At 68.5% G+C, this 21,066-nt stretch carries 27 protein-coding genes; 11 read left to right on the forward strand and 16 right to left on the reverse strand.

All coding sequences use genetic code 11. From position 1 onward, the window contains the following. Positions 1–16 precede the first annotated feature (16 nt). From upp to tenA, 4 genes are all read right to left on the reverse strand, one after another. Positions 17–652, reverse strand: a complete 636-nt coding sequence (upp, locus tag NTM_RS20900) for a uracil phosphoribosyltransferase (protein ID WP_163767510.1) — start codon at positions 650–652, stop codon at positions 17–19. Continuing rightward, the gene (locus tag NTM_RS20905) at positions 652–1,863 is read right to left on the reverse strand and encodes a URC4/urg3 family protein (RefSeq protein WP_163767513.1); all 1,212 of its coding nucleotides are present in this window, start codon (positions 1,861–1,863) and stop codon (positions 652–654) included. The genes upp and NTM_RS20905 overlap by 1 nt, the downstream gene beginning before the upstream one ends. A gap of 84 nt (positions 1,864–1,947) precedes the next feature. Further along, positions 1,948–3,189 (reverse strand): GTP cyclohydrolase II, encoded by a 1,242-nt coding sequence (locus NTM_RS20910; RefSeq protein ID WP_163767515.1) that lies wholly within the window; start codon positions 3,187–3,189, stop codon positions 1,948–1,950. A gap of 72 nt (positions 3,190–3,261) precedes the next feature. Further along, a complete protein-coding gene (tenA, locus tag NTM_RS20915) occupies positions 3,262–3,960 on the reverse strand; it encodes a thiaminase II (RefSeq protein ID WP_163767517.1) in 699 nt (232 codons plus the stop codon). A gap of 99 nt (positions 3,961–4,059) precedes the next feature. Between tenA and NTM_RS20920 the strand changes: the two genes are divergently transcribed. From NTM_RS20920 to NTM_RS20935, 4 genes are all read left to right on the forward strand, one after another. Beyond that, positions 4,060–4,743, forward strand: a complete 684-nt coding sequence (locus NTM_RS20920; RefSeq protein WP_163767520.1) for a DUF899 domain-containing protein — start codon at positions 4,060–4,062, stop codon at positions 4,741–4,743. Between the two features lie 42 nt (positions 4,744–4,785). Further along, positions 4,786–5,283 (forward strand): thiol peroxidase, encoded by a 498-nt coding sequence (gene tpx, locus NTM_RS20925; protein WP_163767523.1) that lies wholly within the window; start codon positions 4,786–4,788, stop codon positions 5,281–5,283. Between the two features lie 196 nt (positions 5,284–5,479). Further along, positions 5,480–6,100 (forward strand): NlpC/P60 family peptidoglycan-binding protein RipD, encoded by a 621-nt coding sequence (ripD, locus tag NTM_RS20930; RefSeq protein ID WP_163767527.1) that lies wholly within the window; start codon positions 5,480–5,482, stop codon positions 6,098–6,100. Between the two features lie 467 nt (positions 6,101–6,567). Further along, positions 6,568–7,818 (forward strand): PE-PPE domain-containing protein, encoded by a 1,251-nt coding sequence (locus tag NTM_RS20935; RefSeq protein WP_163767530.1) that lies wholly within the window; start codon positions 6,568–6,570, stop codon positions 7,816–7,818. 50 nt (positions 7,819–7,868) lie between these two features. On the opposite strand, the gene NTM_RS20940 is transcribed toward NTM_RS20935, so the two are convergent. Both NTM_RS20940 and NTM_RS20945 read right to left on the reverse strand, forming a co-directional pair. Further along, positions 7,869–8,582 carry a CPBP family intramembrane glutamic endopeptidase gene (locus NTM_RS20940; protein WP_232079789.1) on the reverse strand — a complete coding sequence of 238 codons (714 nt, stop codon included), beginning with the start codon at positions 8,580–8,582 and terminating at the stop codon, positions 7,869–7,871. 19 nt (positions 8,583–8,601) lie between these two features. Continuing rightward, positions 8,602–9,213: a YdcF family protein gene (locus NTM_RS20945; RefSeq protein ID WP_104861531.1), complete on the reverse strand. Its 612-nt coding sequence runs from the start codon at positions 9,211–9,213 to the stop codon at positions 8,602–8,604. A 121-nt stretch (positions 9,214–9,334) separates the two neighbouring features. On the opposite strand from NTM_RS20945, the gene NTM_RS20950 reads away from it, so the two are divergent. After that, positions 9,335–9,898: a hypothetical protein gene (locus NTM_RS20950; protein WP_163767532.1), complete on the forward strand. Its 564-nt coding sequence runs from the start codon at positions 9,335–9,337 to the stop codon at positions 9,896–9,898. Positions 9,899–9,901: 3 nt separating this feature from the next. On the opposite strand, the gene NTM_RS20955 is transcribed toward NTM_RS20950, so the two are convergent. Both NTM_RS20955 and NTM_RS20960 read right to left on the reverse strand, forming a co-directional pair. Further along, positions 9,902–10,336 carry an MOSC domain-containing protein gene (locus NTM_RS20955; RefSeq protein WP_104861094.1) on the reverse strand — a complete coding sequence of 145 codons (435 nt, stop codon included), beginning with the start codon at positions 10,334–10,336 and terminating at the stop codon, positions 9,902–9,904. A 40-nt stretch (positions 10,337–10,376) separates the two neighbouring features. Then, positions 10,377–11,129, reverse strand: a complete 753-nt coding sequence (locus NTM_RS20960; RefSeq protein ID WP_163767535.1) for an alpha/beta hydrolase family protein — start codon at positions 11,127–11,129, stop codon at positions 10,377–10,379. 143 nt (positions 11,130–11,272) lie between these two features. On the opposite strand from NTM_RS20960, the gene NTM_RS20965 reads away from it, so the two are divergent. Next, positions 11,273–12,154 carry a TIGR03854 family LLM class F420-dependent oxidoreductase gene (locus tag NTM_RS20965; RefSeq protein WP_163767538.1) on the forward strand — a complete coding sequence of 294 codons (882 nt, stop codon included), beginning with the start codon at positions 11,273–11,275 and terminating at the stop codon, positions 12,152–12,154. On the opposite strand, the gene NTM_RS20970 is transcribed toward NTM_RS20965, so the two are convergent. After that, positions 12,126–13,673: a class I adenylate-forming enzyme family protein gene (locus NTM_RS20970; protein WP_163767542.1), complete on the reverse strand. Its 1,548-nt coding sequence runs from the start codon at positions 13,671–13,673 to the stop codon at positions 12,126–12,128. The genes NTM_RS20965 and NTM_RS20970 overlap by 29 nt on opposite strands. 61 nt (positions 13,674–13,734) lie before the next feature. Between NTM_RS20970 and NTM_RS20975 the strand changes: the two genes are divergently transcribed. Next, the gene (locus NTM_RS20975) at positions 13,735–14,247 is read left to right on the forward strand and encodes a DinB family protein (protein ID WP_104861091.1); all 513 of its coding nucleotides are present in this window, start codon (positions 13,735–13,737) and stop codon (positions 14,245–14,247) included. Between the two features lie 59 nt (positions 14,248–14,306). Next, the gene (locus tag NTM_RS20980) at positions 14,307–14,699 is read left to right on the forward strand and encodes a DUF4267 domain-containing protein (RefSeq protein ID WP_104861090.1); all 393 of its coding nucleotides are present in this window, start codon (positions 14,307–14,309) and stop codon (positions 14,697–14,699) included. A gap of 6 nt (positions 14,700–14,705) precedes the next feature. On the opposite strand, the gene NTM_RS20985 is transcribed toward NTM_RS20980, so the two are convergent. Both NTM_RS20985 and NTM_RS20990 read right to left on the reverse strand, forming a co-directional pair. Next, on the reverse strand, positions 14,706–15,257 hold the full coding sequence (locus NTM_RS20985) for a class I SAM-dependent methyltransferase (protein WP_104861089.1): 552 nt from the start codon (positions 15,255–15,257) through the stop codon (positions 14,706–14,708). Between the two features lie 26 nt (positions 15,258–15,283). After that, positions 15,284–15,625, reverse strand: a complete 342-nt coding sequence (locus NTM_RS20990; protein WP_163767545.1) for a DUF3253 domain-containing protein — start codon at positions 15,623–15,625, stop codon at positions 15,284–15,286. Between the two features lie 114 nt (positions 15,626–15,739). On the opposite strand from NTM_RS20990, the gene NTM_RS20995 reads away from it, so the two are divergent. After that, positions 15,740–16,006, forward strand: coding sequence for a hypothetical protein (locus tag NTM_RS20995; protein WP_163767547.1), 267 nt, complete (start codon positions 15,740–15,742; stop codon positions 16,004–16,006). Between the two features lie 90 nt (positions 16,007–16,096). Here the strand turns inward: NTM_RS20995 and NTM_RS21000 are convergent, their stop codons facing one another. Then, a complete protein-coding gene (locus NTM_RS21000) occupies positions 16,097–17,053 on the reverse strand; it encodes an alpha/beta hydrolase (protein WP_163767550.1) in 957 nt (318 codons plus the stop codon). Positions 17,054–17,195: 142 nt separating this feature from the next. Here NTM_RS21000 and NTM_RS21005 point away from each other — a divergent pair, with 142 nt between their 5' ends. Continuing rightward, a complete protein-coding gene (locus tag NTM_RS21005) occupies positions 17,196–17,444 on the forward strand; it encodes a hypothetical protein (protein ID WP_104861087.1) in 249 nt (82 codons plus the stop codon). Positions 17,445–17,450: 6 nt separating this feature from the next. Here NTM_RS21005 and NTM_RS21010 read toward each other — a convergent pair whose 3' ends face one another. The 4 genes from NTM_RS21010 to NTM_RS21025 form a co-directional block, all read right to left on the reverse strand. Then, entirely contained in the window at positions 17,451–17,762 is a 312-nt protein-coding gene (locus NTM_RS21010) for a hypothetical protein (protein WP_179963968.1), read from the reverse strand. Beyond that, positions 17,756–18,412, reverse strand: coding sequence for a DJ-1/PfpI family protein (locus NTM_RS21015; RefSeq protein WP_104861086.1), 657 nt, complete (start codon positions 18,410–18,412; stop codon positions 17,756–17,758). The genes NTM_RS21010 and NTM_RS21015 overlap by 7 nt, the downstream gene beginning before the upstream one ends. 84 nt (positions 18,413–18,496) lie before the next feature. Beyond that, positions 18,497–19,462, reverse strand: coding sequence for a GlxA family transcriptional regulator (locus NTM_RS21020; protein WP_104861085.1), 966 nt, complete (start codon positions 19,460–19,462; stop codon positions 18,497–18,499). 9 nt (positions 19,463–19,471) lie between these two features. Continuing rightward, on the reverse strand, positions 19,472–20,143 hold the full coding sequence (locus NTM_RS21025; RefSeq protein ID WP_232079790.1) for an HD domain-containing protein: 672 nt from the start codon (positions 20,141–20,143) through the stop codon (positions 19,472–19,474). 147 nt (positions 20,144–20,290) lie between these two features. On the opposite strand from NTM_RS21025, the gene NTM_RS21030 reads away from it, so the two are divergent. Next, positions 20,291–21,040: an SDR family NAD(P)-dependent oxidoreductase gene (locus tag NTM_RS21030; protein WP_163767556.1), complete on the forward strand. Its 750-nt coding sequence runs from the start codon at positions 20,291–20,293 to the stop codon at positions 21,038–21,040. Positions 21,041–21,066 lie beyond the last annotated feature (26 nt).

Consider the following 21,066-nt stretch of genomic DNA (forward strand, 5'->3'; position numbering starts at 1 on the left):
CAGCCCGGACGGGGACTTATTTGGTGCCGAAGATGCGGTCCCCGACGTCGCCGAGCCCCGGCAGGATGTAGCCGTGCTCGTCGAGGCCGCGGTCGATCGCCGCGGTGTAGATCGGCACCTCGGGGTGCGCGCCGGACAGGGTGGCGATGCCCTCCGGACAGGTCAGCAGGCACACGAACTTGATCGACTTGGGCCGGTATTCGCACAACCTGTCGATCGCCGCGACGGCCGAGTTCCCGGTGGCCAGCAGCGGGTCCACCACGACCACGTCGCGCTCGTGCAGATCACCTGGCATCTTGAAGTAATACTCCACGGCGACACGGATTTTCGGATCCCGGTACAGCCCGATATGGCCCACGCGCGCCGACGGGACCACGTCCAGCATCCCGTCGAGGATGCCGGTCCCGGCCCGCAGGATCGACACGAACACCAGCTTCTTTCCGTCCATCACGGTGCCGGTGGTGGCCTCCATCGGGGTCTCCACCGCGATCTCGTGCACCGCGACGTCGCGCAGCACCTCGTAGGCCATCATCGCCGACACCTCACGCACCAGGCGGCGGAAACTGTTGGTGGACGCCTCCTTCCGCCGCATCAGCGTGATCTTGTGCTGCACCAGGGGGTGGTCGACGAGGTGCACGCCGCCGGTTGTCATCAGAACACCGTCCCATCGCTGACGACGCGCAGCGGGGGCGATCCGCCGCGCAGCCGTTGTGCCGACACCCGCCCGGCCGCCCAAGTCCCGCCCTCAAGCACCCGCGCCAACGGCATGCTCTGTGCGTCGGTCCCGAGCCGTTCGCGCACCAGCGGTGCCAGTTCGTCGAGCAGTGCGACGGTCAGCGCGCGCCACTCGACCACCAGTTCGTCGGCCGGGGTCCAGTCTCGCTCGGCCAGCGCCGGGTCGCGCAGCCGCAACACCGCGGTGTCGAGCAGCAATCCGCCGTTGCGATACTCGGGCAGGCCGGTCAGTCCGTCGAGGTCGGTCACGTCGACTCCGGCCCACCGGAACGGTTCGATCAGCGAATAGGTCAGCCACTGGGACAGTTTGTGCAGTGGCATCCAGCCCGCACTGAGACCGGGGCCGGGCACAGCGTCGTGCCGCCAGCAGTCGCCGAGGGGGATGTCGCCGATCATGTTGTGAGACGGCCAGATCGGCGACAGCGACACCAGGACTTCGTCGAGGATGTCGTGTGCGGGCACCGAGTCGCTGCCCCCGAGCCGGTCGAACAGCGTCCCGGGTCGTCCTGTCCCGCCGGCCTGCGCGGCGAGGGTGTCGCCGAGCCGGTGCATCAGCGTGACCCGGCCTGCCAGCCCGACGACCGGGTTGTCCGGGGTCACCTGGAACGCGTCGGCGAGTTGGGCCTCGGTCAGCGCGCGCAGGCCGTCCGCGTCGGCCTGCAGCGGGTGCGCCGGATCGCAGGAGAACAGGCCCGAGACGAACGCATGCCAGCTGGCCACCCCCAGGCCTTCGGAGCGGGTGTACCGTGCGCCGCTCGCCTCCCGGTACTTCCAGTCGGGGCCGGCGCCGGCGTCGAGCAGCACGGCGATCACGGTCAGGTCGACCATCACGCGCGCCCGCTCGCCGGGGTCTGCGCCGGCCAGCAGAGTGTCGAGCTCGGCCCTGCGATCGATCCCGCCTGCCTCGAAATGCCGCCATCGGCTGTGGAACGGGATGTCCAGATCGGGATAGCGGCCGCGGGTCACCGTGGCGACGTCGTCGGCGGCCCCGGGGAGGGCCTCGTCGTCGACGGTGAACCACCGGGATTCGCCGGCGCGGGCGCGGGCGAGGAGGAAATGCGCACGCTCCCGGACGGCGACGGTGCTGCGCAACGCGGCCAAGACATCACCGTCGACCGGGTCCGTCATCGGGCTCTTCGCGCAAGCGCTCATCGGGACCCTCGGCTCTTCGCGCAAGCGCTCATCGGGATCCTCGGCTCTTCGCGCAAGCGCTCATCGGGACCCCAGCCCCCGGCCCTTGACCTTGCGGAGCTCCTCGGCGTCCGGGACGGCGCCGGGGGTGAAGTAGCCCGCCGCGGTCTTGGCGTCGATCTCGACCTGGGCGTCGGCCGGGATCAACTCCTCGGGGATCGAGACCCGTTCACCGACCTCGATGCCCGAACCGGTGATCGCGTCGTACTTCATGTTGCTCATCGACACCAGCCGGTGGATCTTGCGGATCCCGAGCCAGTGCAGCACGTCGGGCATGAGCTCCTGGAACCGCATGTCCTGCACGCCGGCCACACACTCGGTGCGGGCAAAGTACTGGTCGGCGGTGTCGCCTCCGGCCTGGCGCTTGCGGGCGTTGTAGACGAGGAACTTCGTCACCTCACCGAGAGCGCGGCCTTCCTTGCGGGAGTAGGCGATCAGGCCGACGCCGCCGCGCTGGGCGCCCTGGATACACTCCTCGATCGCGTGGGTCAGATACGGCCGGCAGGTGCAGATGTCGGAGCCGAACACGTCGGAACCGTTGCATTCGTCGTGGACGCGGGCGGTCAGCTGCACCGAGGGGTCGGCGAGGGCGCGGGGATCGCCGAAGATGTAGATCGTCTGACCGCCGATCGGCGGCAGGAACACCTCGAGGTCAGAGCGTGTCACGAGCTCGGGGTACATCCCGCCGGTCTCCTCGAAAAGCACACGGCGCAAATCGGATTCACTGCAACCGAACCGTTTCGCCACGCCAGGAAGGTGCCAGACAGGCTCAAGCGCGGCCTTGGTCACCTGTGCCGCACCGGTGTCGAGCAGCACCCGTCCGTCGGGGATCAGCCGCGCCTTGGCGAGGGCATCGTGCACCTCGGGCAGGATCACCTGCGCCTTGGTGACCGCGATGGTCGGGCGGATGTCGACACCGCGGGCGATCTCGCCGGCGAACGCGTCGGCGACGGTGGCGCCCCACGGATCGAGGCTGACGATGGTCGCCGGATCCGCCCACTGCGGATAAGGGCCGATCGCGTCGGTCGGGGAGGTGTTGGTCAGGTCGGCGCGATGGTCGCGCGAGAGCGCGCCCGCGGCGACGGCCAGCGCGCGGTACACGCCGTACGCGCCGCTGTGGGTGCCGATCACGTTGCGGTGTGCGCGTGAGGTGGTGGTCCCGACGACCGGGCCGCGTTCGGCGGCGGTCGGCGCGCCCCAGCACAGCGCCGGTGCGTCGGCGCCGCCACTGTGGGACGTCAACCTGATGTGCCCGCCGGTCATAGGACTCCTCGCTGGAGGGAATCCGCCAGCATAGTCGCGCACGGCGGGTCCCGCCGACGGAGCGAACGGGCCTCAGACGGGCCAGCACTCGCGGCGGTACGCGGCGTCGAAGAACATCCATTCGTAGCGCGACGTCGTCACGAAATGTGATCGGGCAACAGCCTCGTCGGCCGCGGTGAGGGTCGGGCCGATCCGGTCGGCGAGGCAAAGCACCTCGGCGACGGTCGCGGCGAACTCGTCGCCGCCGTAGCTGTCGATCCAGCGCTGGTATCGCTCGTCGACCGAGCCGCGGGTCAGTAGCGCCGCACCGACCTCGGCGTAGATCCAGTAGCAGGGGAGCACCGCTGCCAGCCCGTCGACGAAGCTGCCGCCGTAGACGGTGGCGAGCAGGTAGCTGGTGTAGGCCTGCGTGGTCGGCGACACCGGGACCGCGTCGACGGACTCGGCGGAGAGGCCGAGTGCGGGCAGCAGTTCTTCGTGCAGGGACAGTTCGACGTCGAAGACCTCTGCGGCGTGCCGGGCGAACATCGCGGTGTCGGCCAGTGTCGGCGCCTTGGCAGCGACCACCGCCAGCGCCCGTGAGTAGGTACGGAGGTAGTGGACGTCCTGGGCGACGTACTCGGCGAACACGTCGCGAGGAAGGCTGCCGTCGCACAGCCCGGTGAGGAACGGGTGCGCGAGGGTCGCGTCGAAGATCGCGGCGATGTCGGTCCACAGGCGCGAGGTCCAGGATCCGGGTTCGTGCGCGCCGATGCGCGGGGCCACGGGCATGTCCGAGGTCCTTTCAGCGATGAGTTTCCGTCGGGTGCCGGGTCGGTACCGGTGAACGCATCCGCTCAGCCGAACCGACCATGCTGGAAGGTGACTGTAATGACCGACAACGCCGCGCTGCCGCCCATCGTCGACGCCGAGACCTGGCGGGCCGCCCTCGCGGAGCTGCGCGTCCGCGAGAAGGCCGCCACCCGCGAACTCGACGCGATCGCCGCGCAACGCCGCCGCCTGCCGATGGTGCGGATGCCCGACTACACCCTGATCGGCGCCGATGGACCGGTCCGGTTGGTCGACATCTTCGACGGCAGGTCCCAGTTGATCGTCTACAACCACATGTGGACCGACGGCGCGGAATGGCAGTGCGGTGGCTGCACCGGCTACACGAGCCAGTTCACCCGGTTGGAGTTCCTCGACAACTACGACGCCCGGTTCGTGATCGTCACGGCGGGACCGATCGAGGAGGCGCTGGCCTATCGGAAGAAGGTCGGCAACCAGATGGAGTGGTACTCGTCGTCGCAGAGTTCGTTCGCGGCGGACGTGGACGCAGCTCCGGGGACCGGGTTCGGGGTCAACGTGTTCCTGCGTGACGGCGACGCCGTGTACCGCACCTGGCACACCAACGGCCGTGGGACAGAACAACTCAGCCACACCTTCGCATTGGTCGACGTACTGCCGTGGGGCCGTCAGGAGGTGTGGCAGGACTCCCCGGACGGCTGGCCGCAGAGTCCCACCTACTCGAAGTGGCTGGATTCTCCGGACGTGGCGCTCTGGTACGGCGCCTGACCCCGGCGCGACGGGACGGAACGCGCTTGGCAGACTGTGCCCATGGCACAGATCACTTTGCGTGGAAACCCGATCAACACCGTCGGAGAACTGCCCGCCGTCGGATCCGCTGCACCGAACTTCACCCTCACCGGTACCGACCTCGGCGCGGTGAGCGATGAACAGTTCCGCGGCAAGCCTCTGCTGCTCAACATCTTCCCGTCGGTGGACACCCCGGTGTGCTCGGCGAGCGTCCGCAGGTTCAACGAGGCGGCCGCATCCAGCGGCGTCACCGTGCTGAACGTCTCGAACGATCTGCCGTTCGCGCAGAAGCGGTTCTGCGGTGCCGAGGGCATCGAGAACGTGACGTCCGCGTCCGGCTTCCGCGACAGCTTCGGTGACGACTACGGCATCAAGATCGTCGACGGCCCGATGGCCGGTCTGCTGGGCCGCGCCGTCGTCGTGATCGACGCCGAGGGCAAGGTCACCTACACCGAACTGGTCCCCGAGATCGGCCAGGAGCCCGATTACGATGCCGCGCTCGCCGCGGTGAAGGCGTAACGCGCGACACACCTTAGAGGGCGACGCGCCGGTATAGGTCACCGTTCGGTTCCGGTACCGCATCTGGTTGATCCGCAGTCCTGCGACGACGGAAATGCACCCCATCGGGTGGTGTAGAAGTGGTCATAGTGACTGTTGTTAACCAATGAGTCCAGCGTCGAACGCGGCGCTGGCTTGCGGAAAGCGGGAAAGTGCCATGCGACGCGTCTTCGTCTTCGTGATCGGTTTCGCCCTGTTGTTGGCGACACCGGGCCTGGCGGCGGCTCAGCCCAGCCGTTCGGCGACCAATCAGAAAGCCGTCGACGCCGTGATCGCCCGCGCGCTGTCCCAGCGCGGAGTCCCGTTCGCCTACGGTGGCGGCGGGGCGTCCGGACCGAGCAAGGGCACCGTCGCGTTGCCCGAGCCCGCATCCTCGCCTGACAGCGGCGAGATCGACACGCAGGCACTGGACCTGACGCCCGGCCTGAACCTGCCCAGCGTGGCGCCCAACCCGATGGTGCCGAGCCTTCCGTCGGCGGTTCCCCCGCCGCGGGTCGAGGTCGTCGGATTCGACGCGTCGGGGCTGATGGTCTACGCGTTCTCGGGTGTCGGCGTGAAGCTGCCCCGTTCCTCGGGGGAGATGTACAAGGTCGGCCAGAAGGTGCTGCCCGCGATGGCGCTGCCCGGTGACCTGATCTTCTACGGCCCTGAGGGAACCCAGAGCGTCGCGTTGTTCATCGGCAACGGGCAGATGGTCGAGACCACCGACTCCGGTGTCGCCGTGTCCCCGGTGCGTACCAAGGACATGACGCCGTATTTGGTCCGCATCATCGCCTGACCTTCAGGACGCTTCTTCTGCCGTTCCGGCATCTGCTCCACCGCCGTGCGATCGATGCGGGGTCGGGCCCAGATGCCCGGGCGCTGCGACGCCGTGACGCCGGCAGCGATGGCGAATCGGCGGACGGCGCCCCGCGCGCCATCCGCACCTGACATCTGTGATCAGTCAAGTACCCAGCACATTCTGTAGCTCTGTGAAGCAAACCGATATGTTGTGGCACTACAAAGCATGGCGAGCGAACTCAGGAGATTGCTGAACTGACGGCGGGACAGGCCGAAAACCAGAAGGTGTAACAGCGCTCATGGCGTCTGCGATGTATGCGACTGGTCACTGTTCTGAACAGAACATTGATTAAGTGAGGCGAATTTCCGCTAACTTTTGCGGGATTCACGGCCGTAACTTAATCTCGACCTGCCTGTTAGCTGGACATCCGGGATTTCTGGACTGCCCCACCCGAAGGACCCTCCATGCGCAAGATCCTCGCTGCCCTCGGTGTCGCAGCAGTTGCTGCGATGTCCGTCACGGCGCCGCCTGCCTACACCCTGGCAGCAAATGTCCTGACGATGACTGGCTACACCGCCGGGGGTCTCATCGATCTGGACATGCGCAAAATCCTCAAAGGCGACTTCTGCTCGCCGGAGTCCGGGCACACCTGCAAGTCGGTCGATTACCTGGCGGGAATGCCCGGCGAACTTGCAGAACCGGCCGGCCTGTTGGCGCTGCGCTGGGTGATCGCGACGACGCCGTCGCCGAAGACGGTGGTGGCGTTCTCCCAGGGCGCCACGATTTCGACCCACTGGCTCCAGCAGGACGCCAAGAGCATCTTTGCGCCGAAACCGCAGGACCTGAATTTCGTCCTGCTGGCCAACCCGTTGCGCAAGTGGGGTGGGATCCGTTCGGACATCGGATTCCGGCCCACCCCCGACAACACGCAGTACCAGATCCTCGATATCGCCGTGGAATACGACGGCGTCGCTGATTTCCCCGACAATCCCTTCAATCTGCTGGCCGTGGCGAATGCACTTGCCGGAGCGCAGTACATCCACATCTACGGTTACAACGACGTCGACATCGCCGCAGCGGAAAAGCTGATCTGGAAAGAGGGCAACACCACCTACGTTCTTGTCAGGAGTGGGAATCTCCCGCTGCTGGAACCGCTGCGCAGGATGGGGCTGACCGAACTCGCCGACGAACTCGACAGCCGACTCAGGCCGATCATCGATTCCGCGTACGACCGCAGCTATCCGAACATGGTGGATCCCTCGCAGCACGGCGCTGTGCTGGCGCCGTTCAATCCCGTGTGGTCACAGGTCGGTGGCCCCGCCGCGACGAATGCCGCTGCCCGGACCACCCCGGTCGCGCTGCGCGCAGACGTCTCCGAGTCGGCGCTCGAAGACCTACCTGCACCAGACGACTCACCGGTCCCTGACGACTCCGCAGATCCGGTGGACGTCGAAACCGACTCCGGTTCAGGCGAATCAGACGAGGCCGTCGACATCGGGCCGGACGACGCGGTGGACGACACGGTGGACGACGCGCCCACCGACACCGGCACCGACACGTCAGACGACACCCCCCTCGCCGAGGACTCGCCCGTCACCGAAGACAGCGACGGCACTGACGCGGACGGCTCCGACGACCGCGACGCGGCAGACACCGACACCGGGTCGTCGTCCGGCTCCGGAGCGTCGTCGGACAACGACGACTCCGGCGACTGAACGCCGAATAGGCTGCCGATCACGGTCACTCGGCGCTTCAGCGGGGACTGTCACACAGCCGGCATCGCCCCGGCGACGGTGTACATCAACACCAGACCCGGCAGCAGATTGGTCACCTGGTGGGCGAGGATTCCGGCGCAGAGGTTGTCGCTGTAGAGGCGCGCGAGCCCGATCGGGATCGCCACCACGAGTAGCAACGGGATCCGGCTCCATTCGAGGTGGGCGACTGCGAACACGACCGTGGTGACCCCGAATGCGGCCCAGCGGCCCCAGCGTTGGTCCACCGCGCCCCAGAGCAGGCCGCGGTAGACGATCTCCTCGCACACCGGCGCGACAAGCGCGATGAGCACGAACACCGCGATCGCCCACCCCCAGCCGCCGCGCAGCCCGCCGAACACCTCGCCGGCCGCCGATGTCGCGTCGTCGCCGACGACGCGGATCCACAGCAGCGACGCGGGCACGGTGACGAACAGGCCGCCGACGCCGAACAGCACGCCGATTCCAGCCGCCCGCGAAGACCACTGCAGCCGTAGGTCGATCCGCGGGCCGTTGCCCCGCAGTCGTGTGATCACGACGGCCAGCGCCGCGGCCAGCAGAGTGGGCACACCGACGGCGATCAGTACGACCGAGATGTGGTTGGGCTGTGGTCCGGCGGCCGCGAGCGCCACGAGCATGGCGGTCAGCAGATAGACCGCTTCGACAACGACGAACGCGCCGATACCCCAGCGGTGCCGTCGCGCGGGCAGGTGTAGGTCGGTTGGCACCGCCGAACGCTAACGCACGCTAGGTGATCGGGGTGAACGGGCTGATCACGTCGCGGACGAACTGTGCGATGTTGGTGTTCGGATTGTTGTCCGGAAAGCTCACGGTGGCCAGCACATTGGCGCCGGCGTTCGCGAAGACGGTGTCCGCACGGTCCTGATGCGACGACGACGTCACCAGGATGATCCCCGACGTTCCCGCCTTCTCGGCCAGCGGCACCGAGAAGGCGGCGTTCTGCACGGTGCTGTTGGCCCTGTCCTCGACGATGATGCGCTCGGCCGGGATGCCGTAGAGCCGCAGCATCTTGCCCATCTGTCCGGCTTCGGTGTTGCCGTTGCGCGGGTTGCCTCCGGTCACGATGATCGGCGCCTGCGGGAACATCTGGGCCACCGCCAGACCGGCGAGCACCCGGGTGTGCAGGATCAGCCTCATGGTGCCGTTCGGTTTGAGCCCGTAGCCGAGGATCACGATCGCCGGCTTCGAGAAGTCCTTGGCGACGATCGGTGGTGCGGCCTGCGCGGTGCCGATCGTCGGACCGGCGGCCACCGGGACCACCGCCAGGATCAGCGCCACGATCAGCGCCGCGCAGCGGGCCGCCGAGAGACCGGCGGTCGGGGCAGATCGTTGAGTCATCACTCGGTTCATCGCCGCGCGGGCGCCGGTCATTACGGACCGGTCTCGAAACGTCAACGATGCGTGATCGTCGCGGGTCGCGATCCTCGGTTGTCACCTCGGCGTGGTCAGGTGGATGGCGATGTATCCGATCAGATCGATATCACGCGCGGGAGTGCTGGCCGGGGCCGGCGCGCTCGCCGCCATGCCCCTGGTTCTGCTATCCGCGCCGCAGGCTTCGTCCGCACCGGCCTATGACAGCCGTGGCTATGTCGATTCGACGGCGCGCTGCACGGGTGACAGCACCGTGGTCGTGTTCGGCAGCACGGCCGGCTCGCGGGTCGCGATCTGCCAAGACGGCGACGGCGGCTACCAGTATCGCGGGGTGCGGGTGCGCGACGGCGCCCGCCTGATCGTGCCCGCGTCGAAGTCCTCCGACGGTGCGTTCACCGCGACCAAGGACGGCGTCGAATACCTGGTCACGTCGAAGGCACTCGTGATCAGCCTGGGGGAGAAGGTGATCCGCGACGAGGCGATGCTGGACTTCCACCGCGCCGGATCCGCCGGCACCGGCTCCGGTAGCGCCGAGACGACCTCGACCCAGACACCGTCGACGCAGTCGTCCGCACCGGCGACCAGCGCGGCGCCGTCCACCCCGCTGCCGCCGCCGCTGCCCGCCGAGGTCGGCGGCGACGAGGGTAGCTGACGGTCAGGCCGCCGGGACCGTCACGTCGGAACCCACCTCGATCAAGCCCGAGGTGAGCACCCGGCACACCGAGCCGCCGCGTTGGCTCATCGCCCTCGCCGCCCCGCTGCCGATCCAGTCGTCGAGCAGCCGGCACGGCGCCGCGATGCGGACGACTTCGAGCTCGACCGCGCCGATCTGGAGGCGGCTGCCGGGCCGGGTCGGGATCGAGCCGGTGTCCACGGTCAGGTTGCGGCGGGTGGCACCGGCGTCGATGGGACGGCCGAGGTCGGCCGCGGCGAGGTCGAGCATCTCGCGGGACTGGATGGTCACGTGCCGGTGACGCGTGCCGTGATAGCGATCCCCGACCAGTCCCTTGCCGGCGTCGGCCTCGACGGACGTGACCGAGCGCGTCGGTATCTTGCGCCCCGGCGCGATGTGGATGGCGACGATCTTCACGACGTCCGAGTGTATTGACCCTGGCGACCGAACGGTTCCGCTACAGATACGGGTCGGCCCACGCGCTGATGATCCGTGCCGCCCGTGCCGCCTGGTTCTTGCCGGTGAGCAGATGGTCGGCACCCTCCAACGACACGAAGCTACGTGGGTGTCTGGCCGTCCGGAAGATCTCGCTGGCGTTCTCGATCCCGACGGTGTTGTCGATCGGTGAGTGCATGACGAGCAGCGCCCGCCGCAACGTCGTGATGCAGTCGCGCAGATCGGCGGAGCGGACGTCGTCGATGAAATGCTTGCGCAGCGTCAGCGCCTTGCCTCCGACGCGGAACGGTGCCTCACCGTCGGTTTCGATCCGGCTCAGCAACGCGTCATAACTCCGCTCGACGTGGGCGGGCTCGAACGGCGCGCCGATGCTGGCCACCGCGGCCACCGAAGGGCAGCCGTGGGCCGCCGAGATCACGGCCGCGCCGCCGAAGGAATGACCGACCAGAAGCCGGATGTCATGGCCGCGTCCGTCCATGAACTCGACGGCCCGGATCGTGTCCTGAACCTTGTGCGAGAACGATCCGTCGCCCCAGTCGCCTTCGGAGTCGCCGAGGCCCAGGTTGTCGAACCTGAGCATGCCGATCCCTTCGCTGGCCAACTGCTTGCAGATCCTGCTCGCCGCGGGGCTGTCCTTGCCGAGGGTGAAGCCGTGCGCGAAGACACCCCAGCCGCGGATCTCTCCGTCGGGGTGGTCGATCAGGCCGGCCAGGGTCGGGCCGCTGCTGCTGGGGAAGGTGACGCGTTCAGCCACCGCCACATCCTGTCATCGTCACGCATCGTTGGTGCCGGTGGGAACCCGCCGACCGGTTTCTCGCACGATCCTCAGATTCGCGGGCACAAAGGCGGACCGGGATACGTTGCGCATCGAGAATGCTCTGCGGAAGGGACCAACGCGTGAAGATCCGGTTCGGAGTCGGCCTGGGTGCCGACGTGTCTCCCGGGCACCTGCCCGCCATCGTCGACCGGCTCGAAAGCGACGGGGTCGACTCGCTGTGGCTCTCCGAACTGGTCTATTCGCCGGCGGTGGAGCCGTTCATCGGCATGACATACGCGCTGGCGCGCACCACCCGGCTCAAGGTCGGAACCTCGGTGGCGGTGCTGCCGGGCCGTCACCCGGTGCTGGTCGCCAAACAGCTCGCATCGCTGGCGGCGTTGGCGCCGAAGAGGGTGCTGCCGGTGTTCGGGCTGCGCTCCGCGATGACGGCCGAACGCGATGCGTTCCCGGTTCCCGCCGGGCGCCGGGCCGCGGTGTTCGACGAGTCGCTGCGACTGCTGCGAACCGCACTGGACGATTCCGACGTGTCGTTCGCCGGGGAGTTCTTCACCGTGCGCGACGTTCGGGTGCTGCCGAAACCACAGGCCCGCGTGGACATCTGGCTCGGAGGGGCCAGCGATGCGGGCTTCCGTCGGATCGGCGCGTACGGCGACGGTTGGCTCGGCAGCTTCGTCACCCCCGATGAGGCGCGCGCGGCGGTGCACTCGATCCGCACGGCCGCCGAGGCCGTGGGCCGGACCGTGCCCGACGACCACTACGGGATCAACCTCGCGGTCGGCGACGGATCGCTGCCCGCTCCCGTCGCAGACGCGATCCGCAAGCGCCGGCCCGATCTGGACCCCGACGAGCTGGTGGCCCGCGACTGGGATCAACTGCACCGGCAGCTGGATCGCTATCTCGACGCCGGTTTGACGAAGTTCGTGATCCGGCCCGCGGGGAATCGGAACATCGACGGTTTCCTCGACCGCTTCGTCACCGAGCTTCTACCCCGGGAGAACTGATCACCCACTCGCGCAGCGCTTTCCGGTTCAGCTTTCCACTGGGCAGGGTCGGAATCTGCGCGCTGTCGACGGTGATCCATCGGGTCGGGACCTTGTACGGCGACAACACCTCGCGGGTGCGGCCGGCGACCGCTGCGACGTCGACGGCCGCGCCCGTCGGCACGAGCACGGCGCAGACCTCCTCGCCGCGTTCGGCGTGTTCGACCCCGACGACCACGCACTGGGCCACCTCGGCGAAACCCTCGATCACGGCCTCGACCTCCAGCGGCGACACGTTGGCCCCGGAGGTCTTGATCAGATCGGTGGTGCGGCCGACGTAGAACAGCCGAGGGTCGCCGGGGCGGCGATACACCCGGTCTCCGGTGTGATACCAGCCGTCGGGGTCGAAGGTATCGGCGCGTTCGCGTTTGTTGTAGCCGGCCATCACCCCGATCCCGCGTACCAGCAGCTCGCCGACGACACCGTCCGGCACGAGGGCCCCGTCGGCATCGACGATCCGCATATCGGTGTAGGCGAACCCGCCCGCGGTCTCGGTCATGGTGCGGTGCACCGGAAACCCGTCGGGCACATCGGTCATCGCGATGTCGAGCGGGCCGTGGCGCAACATCGGTGCGCTGGACAGATCGCGGTCGGCGAAGCCGGGGTGGTCGCGCAGCCGCTGGGTGAAGGCCGGCCATCCCACGATGCCGGTGGCGCGCTCGTTCTCGGCGAGGTCCAGCGCGACACCGGGATCCAGGCGGGGCATCACCAGCAGCGTGACCGGTGAGTGCAATGCGCCCATCACCGCCAGCACCCCGCCGATCCAGAAGAACGGCATCGCGGACAGGATGACGGGATCGGCGGGCGAACCGGTGACCGCGCGGATCGCATCGGGCCACGTCGAGGTCTGGCGGACCAACGTGCCGTGGGTGTGCATTACCCCTTTCGGGTCGGCGGTGGACCCGGATGTGTGCACCATCAAGGCCAGGTCGGAGGGGAACACCTCGGCCTCCGCGGCACGCCGGACGGCCTCCGACACCGCGTCGGCCTCGTCGATCGCCGTCGCCCACGGAAGGTCACCGGTTCCGGTGAGCGCGATGGTGCGCAGGTACGGCGCGGCCGGGATCTGCAGCCGGTCGCGGCGGTGCCCGCCGAGGTCAGGGAACGCCACCTCCAACCGTCGCGCGACGTCGATGTCGAGCACCCGTTCGGGCGCCACCAGCATCGCGACATCGGCCAACCGCACCACCTTCGCAATCTCGGCGGGCCGGTACAGCGTGCTCAGCGGCACGGCGACGGCACCGATCCGCGAGACCGCCAGCCACCAGATCACCCATTCCGCACCGTTGGCGAAGAACAACCCCACCCTGGTTCCTTTGCCGGCGCCGTGCGCCAGCAGCCAGCCGGCCAGTGCCGCCGAGCGCCGGTCGGCGCCGGCGTAGGTGAGGCGCTCGGTGGGGGAGACGAGATAGGTGCGGTCGCCGGATTCGCGGACAGCCCGCTCGAGCAGGGCCGGGATGGTCAGGGGTGCGTGCTCCACCGTCTGATCTTCCCCAATTCCGGACCGCTGGTGTCGGATTCCGGTGGCAGGATCGTCAAGCATGACCGGATCCGAACGCGCGACGCCGTTGATGAACAGCGACGAGCGGACGACAGTGGAGTCCTGGCTGGATTTTCACCGGCACACGCTGCTGCTCAAGTGCGCCGGTCTCGATGACGACCAGGTACGCCGGGCCTCGGTCCCGCCGTCGCCGATCACGCTGCAGGGCCTCGTCCAGCACATGGCCGAGGTCGAGCGGAACTGGTTCCGGCGGATCCTCACCGGTGAGAACGCGCCGCCGATCTTCGATCCGTCGGCGGACACGTCGGGCCACGACGGCGGATTCGACCTCGTCGACGGTATGTCCTTCGCCGACGCGGTGCGGATCTGGCAGGACGAGATCGACGCCGCACGCGCCAATTGTGCGTTCTACGAACTCGACGGCACCAGCCCGTTCATGGGCACCGAGGTGTCGTTGCGCTGGATCTATCTCCATATGATCGGCGAGTACGCCCGGCACAACGGTCATGCCGACCTGATCCGGGAGCGCATCGACGGCGCCACCGGTGTGTGAGCACGAATCCACCGCGAAACGGCAACTCGCGGTGCCGATGTCGGCGTAGGGTGCCAGCCATGGCAGTCGACCGCGCAGCCCTGATCGTCGGCGGCATCCGTCTGGCATCGGGTGTCCAGTTCCTCATCGACCCGCTGCGGGCCAACAAGCTGTGGGGCGACCCGGATGAGCCGCCGCCGACGGCGCGGCTTCTGCTGCGCTCGATGGGCTACCGGGACGCGCTGATCGGAGGTCTGCTGGTCGCGTCCGGTTTGCGTGGCGCCGACAGCCGCGGCTGGTTCCTCGCCTCCGGTGGCGCCGACGCGTCGGATCTCCTCGGCGGGATGAGCGTCCACGACAAGATGCGGCCGTCCCAGCGGTACATCGGTCTCGGCGGCGCCGTGATCGGTATCAGCGTCGGCCTCTGGGGCGCGCTGCGCCGCCCCGGGACGACGAATCACGCTGCACAATAGGCTTTCTCACCGCATCCGGGCGAGCAGCCATGCCTCACCGTCGGATTCGTCCGCGGCGATGGGCTGCAAGGCGGCTCCGAACGCACGCACCAGTTCGCCGGCCTCGGCTCGGAACCGGCCCGGCTGTGCGCCGACCTCGCTGAGCACGCTGATCGCGAGCAACCCGCCCTGCGCGATGCGCGCGATCATCGGAGCGTACAGTCGGGGATCGCGGAACCTGTTGCACAGCAGCACATCCACCGGGCTGCCCGAGGGCAGACCGAGGTCGAGATCGGCCACGTCGAAGACACACTGGCCGGCAACGCCACAGCGCCGCGCGAGTTCGTCGGCGTGCGCGATCGCCACCGGCGACACGTCGTAGGCGCGCACCGCAAGCCCGCGGCGGGCCAGCCAGACGGCGGCGGTGCCGACGCCGCACGCCAGTTCGAGCGCGCGGCCGGCTACCGGGAACAGGTCGGCGTGCGGCGCGAAGACCGCAGGCGGTCCGACGTCGTCGAGGCGGGGCGCGGCGATCTCGCGGTACCGGCGATCCCAGCGGTCGTGGTCGTGGTCGGCCATGCCCTGCAGCCTAGAAGTGCTGGGCGCTAGGTTCGGATCCTGATCCTGATCGGACCGCGCCACTCGGCGCCGGGGTCGACCACCTTGCCGCGCTGAGTGATCTCGACGACTCCGGCAGTGGCCAGCTCCCGTGCGATGGCACGCGCATCGTCCATCAACGCCCGCCATCCGTCCTCGTCCCCGACGGCGCGCGCGGCATCCGACGGACAGGTGCTGCTGTCGGGCCCTCGATGTGCGGCCAGGGCTCTCATCGCCGCCTCGAGCCGTTCCCGTACGCGACCGTCGGAGAGCGCGATGCGTGCCGACGCAGAATCGGCACCCGAACCCTGTGCGATGCGCTGCAACTCGGCACGAAGCGGGTCGGTCATACGCCCAGTGTGCAGCAGCCCACAACGCTGCCGGGTTTACCGGTGCGGTCTTGTGGCTAACAGTGAGCCGTACTCGACGACTGCGGGTGCCAACCCGGGAATGGAGTGTTGACGATGAAGTTGAGCCAGGTCCTTGCCAGTGCAGCGGTGTTCGGTGGGCTGACTGCCGGTGCGATGGGAGTCGCGTCGACGGCCGCCGCCCAGCCGGGCTGGACGCCTCCGCCGGCCCCGCCGGCCGGCCCGAACGAGGGCACCCCGCCCGCGGGGGCGCCCCCGAAGCCGGTCGACCCGTCCTGGGCCAACGGCCAGCCGCAGGTCTGGGACGAGGGCTGGCAGCACTGGGGCGTGTGGCTGAACGGCGTGTTCGTTCCGACGTACTGATCGCCCGCGACGCCGAAGGCCACCGCAGACATCGTCTGGGGTGGCCTTCGGGTTTTCCGGGTCGTGGGTCTGTGGATGTCGTGGACGGGCTCAGGCGCCCAGCACCCGCTGGATGTCCGGCTTCATCGCGTTGAGTTGCGAGCCCCAGTAACCCCACCCGTGCGTACCGTTGGGCGGGAAGTTGAACACGCCGTTCCCGCCGCCGGCGCGCTGGTACTGGCGTTGGAAGTTCCGGTTGCTGTCCAGGGTGATGGCCTCGAGCACCTGGCCCGGGACGTCGCCGCCCCCGCCGAGGTCGCCGGGCCGCCCGGTGCCGCAGTACACCCAGATCCGGGTCCCGTTGGCGACCAGCTTGCCGACGTTGACGGTGGGGTCGTTGCGCTTCCACGCCGGGCCGCCGCCCAGCCCCCACATCGCCATGGAGCTGAACCCGCCTGCGTCGCGCATCGCGACGCTGACCAGCAGCGGCCAGACGCCCTCGGACAGGTTCAGGTAGCCCGACAGCGACGCGGCGTAGCTGAACTGGCTGGGGTGGTAGGCCGCGAGGATCAGCGCCGCGCTGCCGGACATGGACAGGCCGACCACCGCGTTGCCGCTTGGGGAGATGCCCTTGTTGGCGGCCAGGTAGGCCGGCAACTCCGAGGTCAAGAAGGTCTCCCACTGGTAGTTGTAGGTGGCGCCGTTGCCGACGGCGGGGTTCTGCCAGTTGGTGTAGAAGCTGGACATGCCGCCGACGGGCATGACCACCGAGAGGCCGGACTCGAAGAACGTCTCGAACGCCGCGGTCTCGATGTCCCAGCCGCTGTTGTCGTCGCGCGCCCGCATCCCGTCGAGCAGGTAGACCGCCTTGGGTCCACCGCCCTGGAACTTCACCGGGATGTCTCGGCCCATCGCCGCGGACGGCACCATCAGGGTTTCCACCGGAAGCCCGGGCCGCGAGTACGCACCCGCGGGCGCGGCGCCCGCGATCGTGATGAGGCCGGAAACGAGTAGTGCCGCGACAGCACCGGCGAAGAATCGTCGCAACACGTTGTGCATCAGATCCATGTGAACTGCCTGTCTTTCGTGCGCATCCGAGAGATGCGCGTGCCTGGTCGCGGCGCACCGGCTTCCCCCCGAACCGGTGCGCCGCATCAGGTACTTCGTCATGTGACGATTCGGCGTTACGCTCGGCGGGCATACGACGGCGATGACGATCTCAGCGCAGGACCTCCGCCGACTCCTCGACGCCGACGACACTTCAGCGCTTGTGCTGATCGAGGGCCGCACCGAGGTGATCAGCGCCGAACAGAAGCACGAGGACGCTTATCGCGGTGCGCTCGAGGTGATCTCCCGCGGCGAACTCATGGAGCGGATCGGCAGCGCGCAACCCAGCGAGGACCAGCTGGCCGCCCAGGCATCCACCCTGGACGTCTCGGTCAACGAGCTCGGCGGATAGCCCGCGCTACCTTCGGCGTACTCCGCTGACCACCGAACGCGGCAGCCGCCCCGCGCGGGAGTACCCCTCGAGCCGGTCACGGTCGACGCGGATGTCGAACCGCAGGTGCAGCCGCATAGGTCGCGTCACCGTCTGGCGCCAGGTCACGGTGTGCTCGCCGGTGCACACGATGTCGGTCACCGGGACGGTCTCGTGGGCGCCGGTCGCGGTCGCGCTGAGTACCCCGTTCCGCTCGGTGAACGTGTACGCCACCGCCAGGGTCCCGATCGGCGTCTTGATCCGCACATCCCAGTCGCCGACGAGCCCTGCGCTCACCACGCTTTCGGTTCCCTGCCGGACTCCGACCAGACGGTTCCCCGGCGCTCGTAGGCGAACATCTGCTCGACGGCGTGGGCGATGCGGGGACCGTACCCGCGCTCGAGCAGGTACAGCGCGAGGTCCAGTCCCGAGGTCACCCCGCCCGCGGTGATCAGATCCCCGTCGTCGACGACCCTGGCCGAGATCGGGACGACGCCGGTCGCCTCGAGGACGTCGACGCCGAGGTGGTGGGTGTTCGCGCGCCGGCCGTCGATCAGCCCGGCCATCGCCAGGGCCAGCGAGCCGCCGCACACCGTCGCGACGGTGACATCGGGGTGGCCCATCGCCGCACGCATCAGGTCGACGGCCGCGGTCTCGCCGAAGCGGGCCAGTAGCACCGGGATGGTCTCGACACCGTCGTCGGGGTCACCCGCCAGCGGACCTACGGCGCCGGGCACGATGACGTAACCGGGCTTGGCCGGATCCAGCCGGTCTGTCGCGCGCAGGGTCAGTCCGCGAGAGCCGCTGACGACCGTGCGAGGCCCCTCCGCGGTGACCAGGTGGACCCCGAGCTCGCCGCCGACGTAGTCGCTGCCGGCGACGAGGACCTCGTACGGCGCGACGACATCGAGCGGGTCGAACCCGTCGAACAAGACGATCTGTGCATCCATCACTTCAGCGTGCATGGCGGATCATGTTCGGCGAAACCGCATTTCGGCCAATCAGCGCCGCGATCCGGCCACCGGCGCGGTGGATCAGCCGGCGTGCCTGTCACGGAAGGTGTTGCGGTAGCTCTGTGGTGCGACACCACTGAGCCGGCGGAACTGCTCCCGGAAATTGGCTGCCGACGTGAATCCCACGTCGCGGCCGATACGTTCGATGCCGTGGGCGGAGCGCTCGAGCAGTTCCTGAGCCCTGCGTACCCGCACCCCGGTGAGCCACTGCATCGGGGTCTGCCCGACCTCGGCCTGGAATCGGCGGTTGAGGGTGCGCACGCTCATGGCCGCCTCCGCGGCGATATCCATCAGCGTCAGGTCTCGGTGGGCGTTCTCCTCGATCCAGGCCAGCACCGAGTCGAGTTCGGTACGCTCGCCGATGCCGTTGGCCGGCAGTTGGTTTCGGACGATGAACTGTGCCTGGCCGCCGCTGCGATGCAGCGGTGTGACCGCGATGCGGGCGGCGGTGGCCGCGGCGGCGGCACCGAAGTCGTTGGCGACCATGTGCAGGCAGAGATCCAGGCCCGCCGAAGCTCCCGCGGAGGTCAGGATCTGTCCTTCGTCGACATAGAGCACGTCCGGGTCGAGATCCACCGCGGGGAAGGCGCCGCGGAACAGGTCGGCCGCCATCCAGTGGGTGGTGGCCCGCCTGCCGTCGAGAAGCCCTGCCGCGGCCAGGATGAATGCGCCGGTGCAGATCGACGCGATGCGGGCGCCGCTGTTGAACGCTCCGCGCAGCGCCGCCGTCACCTCTGCCGGGACCTCGGCGTCGGCGTCGTTGCGGCCGGGTATCACCACGGTGTCAGCCCCGGCGAGTGCGTCCAGGCCGTAATCTGTCGCGATGCGTAGCAGCGGCCCGGCGGAAACGGCGGGTTCGGTACCGCACACCACCAGGCGATAAGCGTTGTCGCCGTTGCCGAGTACGACGCGGCCGAACACCTCGACGGGGACACTCAGGTCGAACGCGATCACGTCCGGCAACGCCAGGATCGCCACCGTGTGCATGGGCGGACCCTAACAGGGGAGAGGCCGAGCGCGGTCGCCCCACGGAGCGTTGTCGACGACGTCCCAGAAAGTCATCGGTGGGCCGCCGTTGACGAGTTGGTGGATGTGAGCAGGGAAGCTGAACGGCGGTGCCTTGTCCGGCTTCGCCGCGATGCCGCGCGCGACGCGGTGGGCGATGGCGTAGCCGAGATCGTCGCGGGGCCACTGCGCGTGCACCCGGTCGGCGAACCCGGGCGGCAGCGCATCCCTTTCGCGGCCGTCGATGTCGAGGGTGATTCCGAGGAATGAGACCGCCTGCACGGGTCCGAACCGGTGCGCCACCCCGAGGCTGGTGTGCAATGCGATCGCCTGCCACACCGGCGTAACCCGATCCTCGGCCACGGCACGGTCGCGCAGAAACCGGGCGGCGGCGTCGGCGCCGTCGACCTCAAAGCGCTGGTCGCCCTCGCCGTAGTCGGTGAGACCGAGGTCGTGCAGCGCGCAGGCCAGGAAGACGAGTTCTTCGTCGTAGTCGATGCCGCCGCGCAGGCCTCTGGCGGCGGCCAGTTCGCGACCGAACACGAAGCTGCGGACACAGTGGTCGGCGAGAAAGGCAGGCGATACGTCGTAGAGCAATCGCATTGCGGCGGAACAGATGTCGGAGTCGGGCAGATTCCATCGGGTGACGGCGGCATCGGTCATGCCTGCCACCATGCTCGATCGGGACGCTTGCCAACAGTGGCGAGATGGTCAGCCGTCGCCGGAATCTGGCCACACTCTCGTGCGGACTTGTCATCCGCCGTGACATTGCTATCGTGACGATACGTACCGTTTCGATAGAGGAGAGTCATGACTACCCCACATTTTCGTGACGAGGTCGGCAAGGTCGCCGTGGTCACCGGCGCGGCGAGCGGCATCGGACGCGCGACGACCCGACTGTTCGTCGAGCGCGGAATGTCCGTCGTCGCCGAAGACATCGACCCGAAGGTGGTCGACGAATTCGCCGACATCGACGCCGTCGTCCCAGTGGTGGGCGACGTGGCCTCCGAAGACACCGCCGCCGAGGCCGTCAGCACCGCCGTCGCGAGGTTCGGCAGGCTCGACACGCTGGTCAACAACGCCGGCACGATCGTGAACAAGACCGTCGTCGAAACCACGCTCGAGGACTGGAACCGAATGATGGCCACGAACGTCACAGGCGCGTTCCTGCACACCAGGGAAGCGATGAAGGCGATGATTCCGCAAGGCGGCGGCTCCATCGTCAACGTCGGCTCCTACGCCTGTTTCCAGGCATTTCCGACCATCTCCGCGTACGCCGCATCCAAAGGCGCGCTCGCCCAACTGACCCGCACCGCCGCCCTGGAGGGAATCGGGAACGGCATCCGCGTCAACGCCGTCGGTGTCGGGGACACCGTCACTAACATCCTCGGTGACCCGGATGCGCTCAGCGCGCACGGTAAGGGTGCGCCGATCGGCCGCGCGGCGGATCCCCGTGAGATCGCCGACGCCATCGCGTTCCTGGCCTCCGACGCGGCGAGCTATGCCGTCGGGGCAGTATGGATGGTCGACGGTGGCATGAGCGTGGCAGTTCCGAACTAGGACAGGGGTGGTCGTGGCATCGACCG

Source organism: Mycolicibacterium parafortuitum (assembly GCF_010725485.1).
GTDB lineage: Bacteria > Actinomycetota > Actinomycetes > Mycobacteriales > Mycobacteriaceae > Mycobacterium.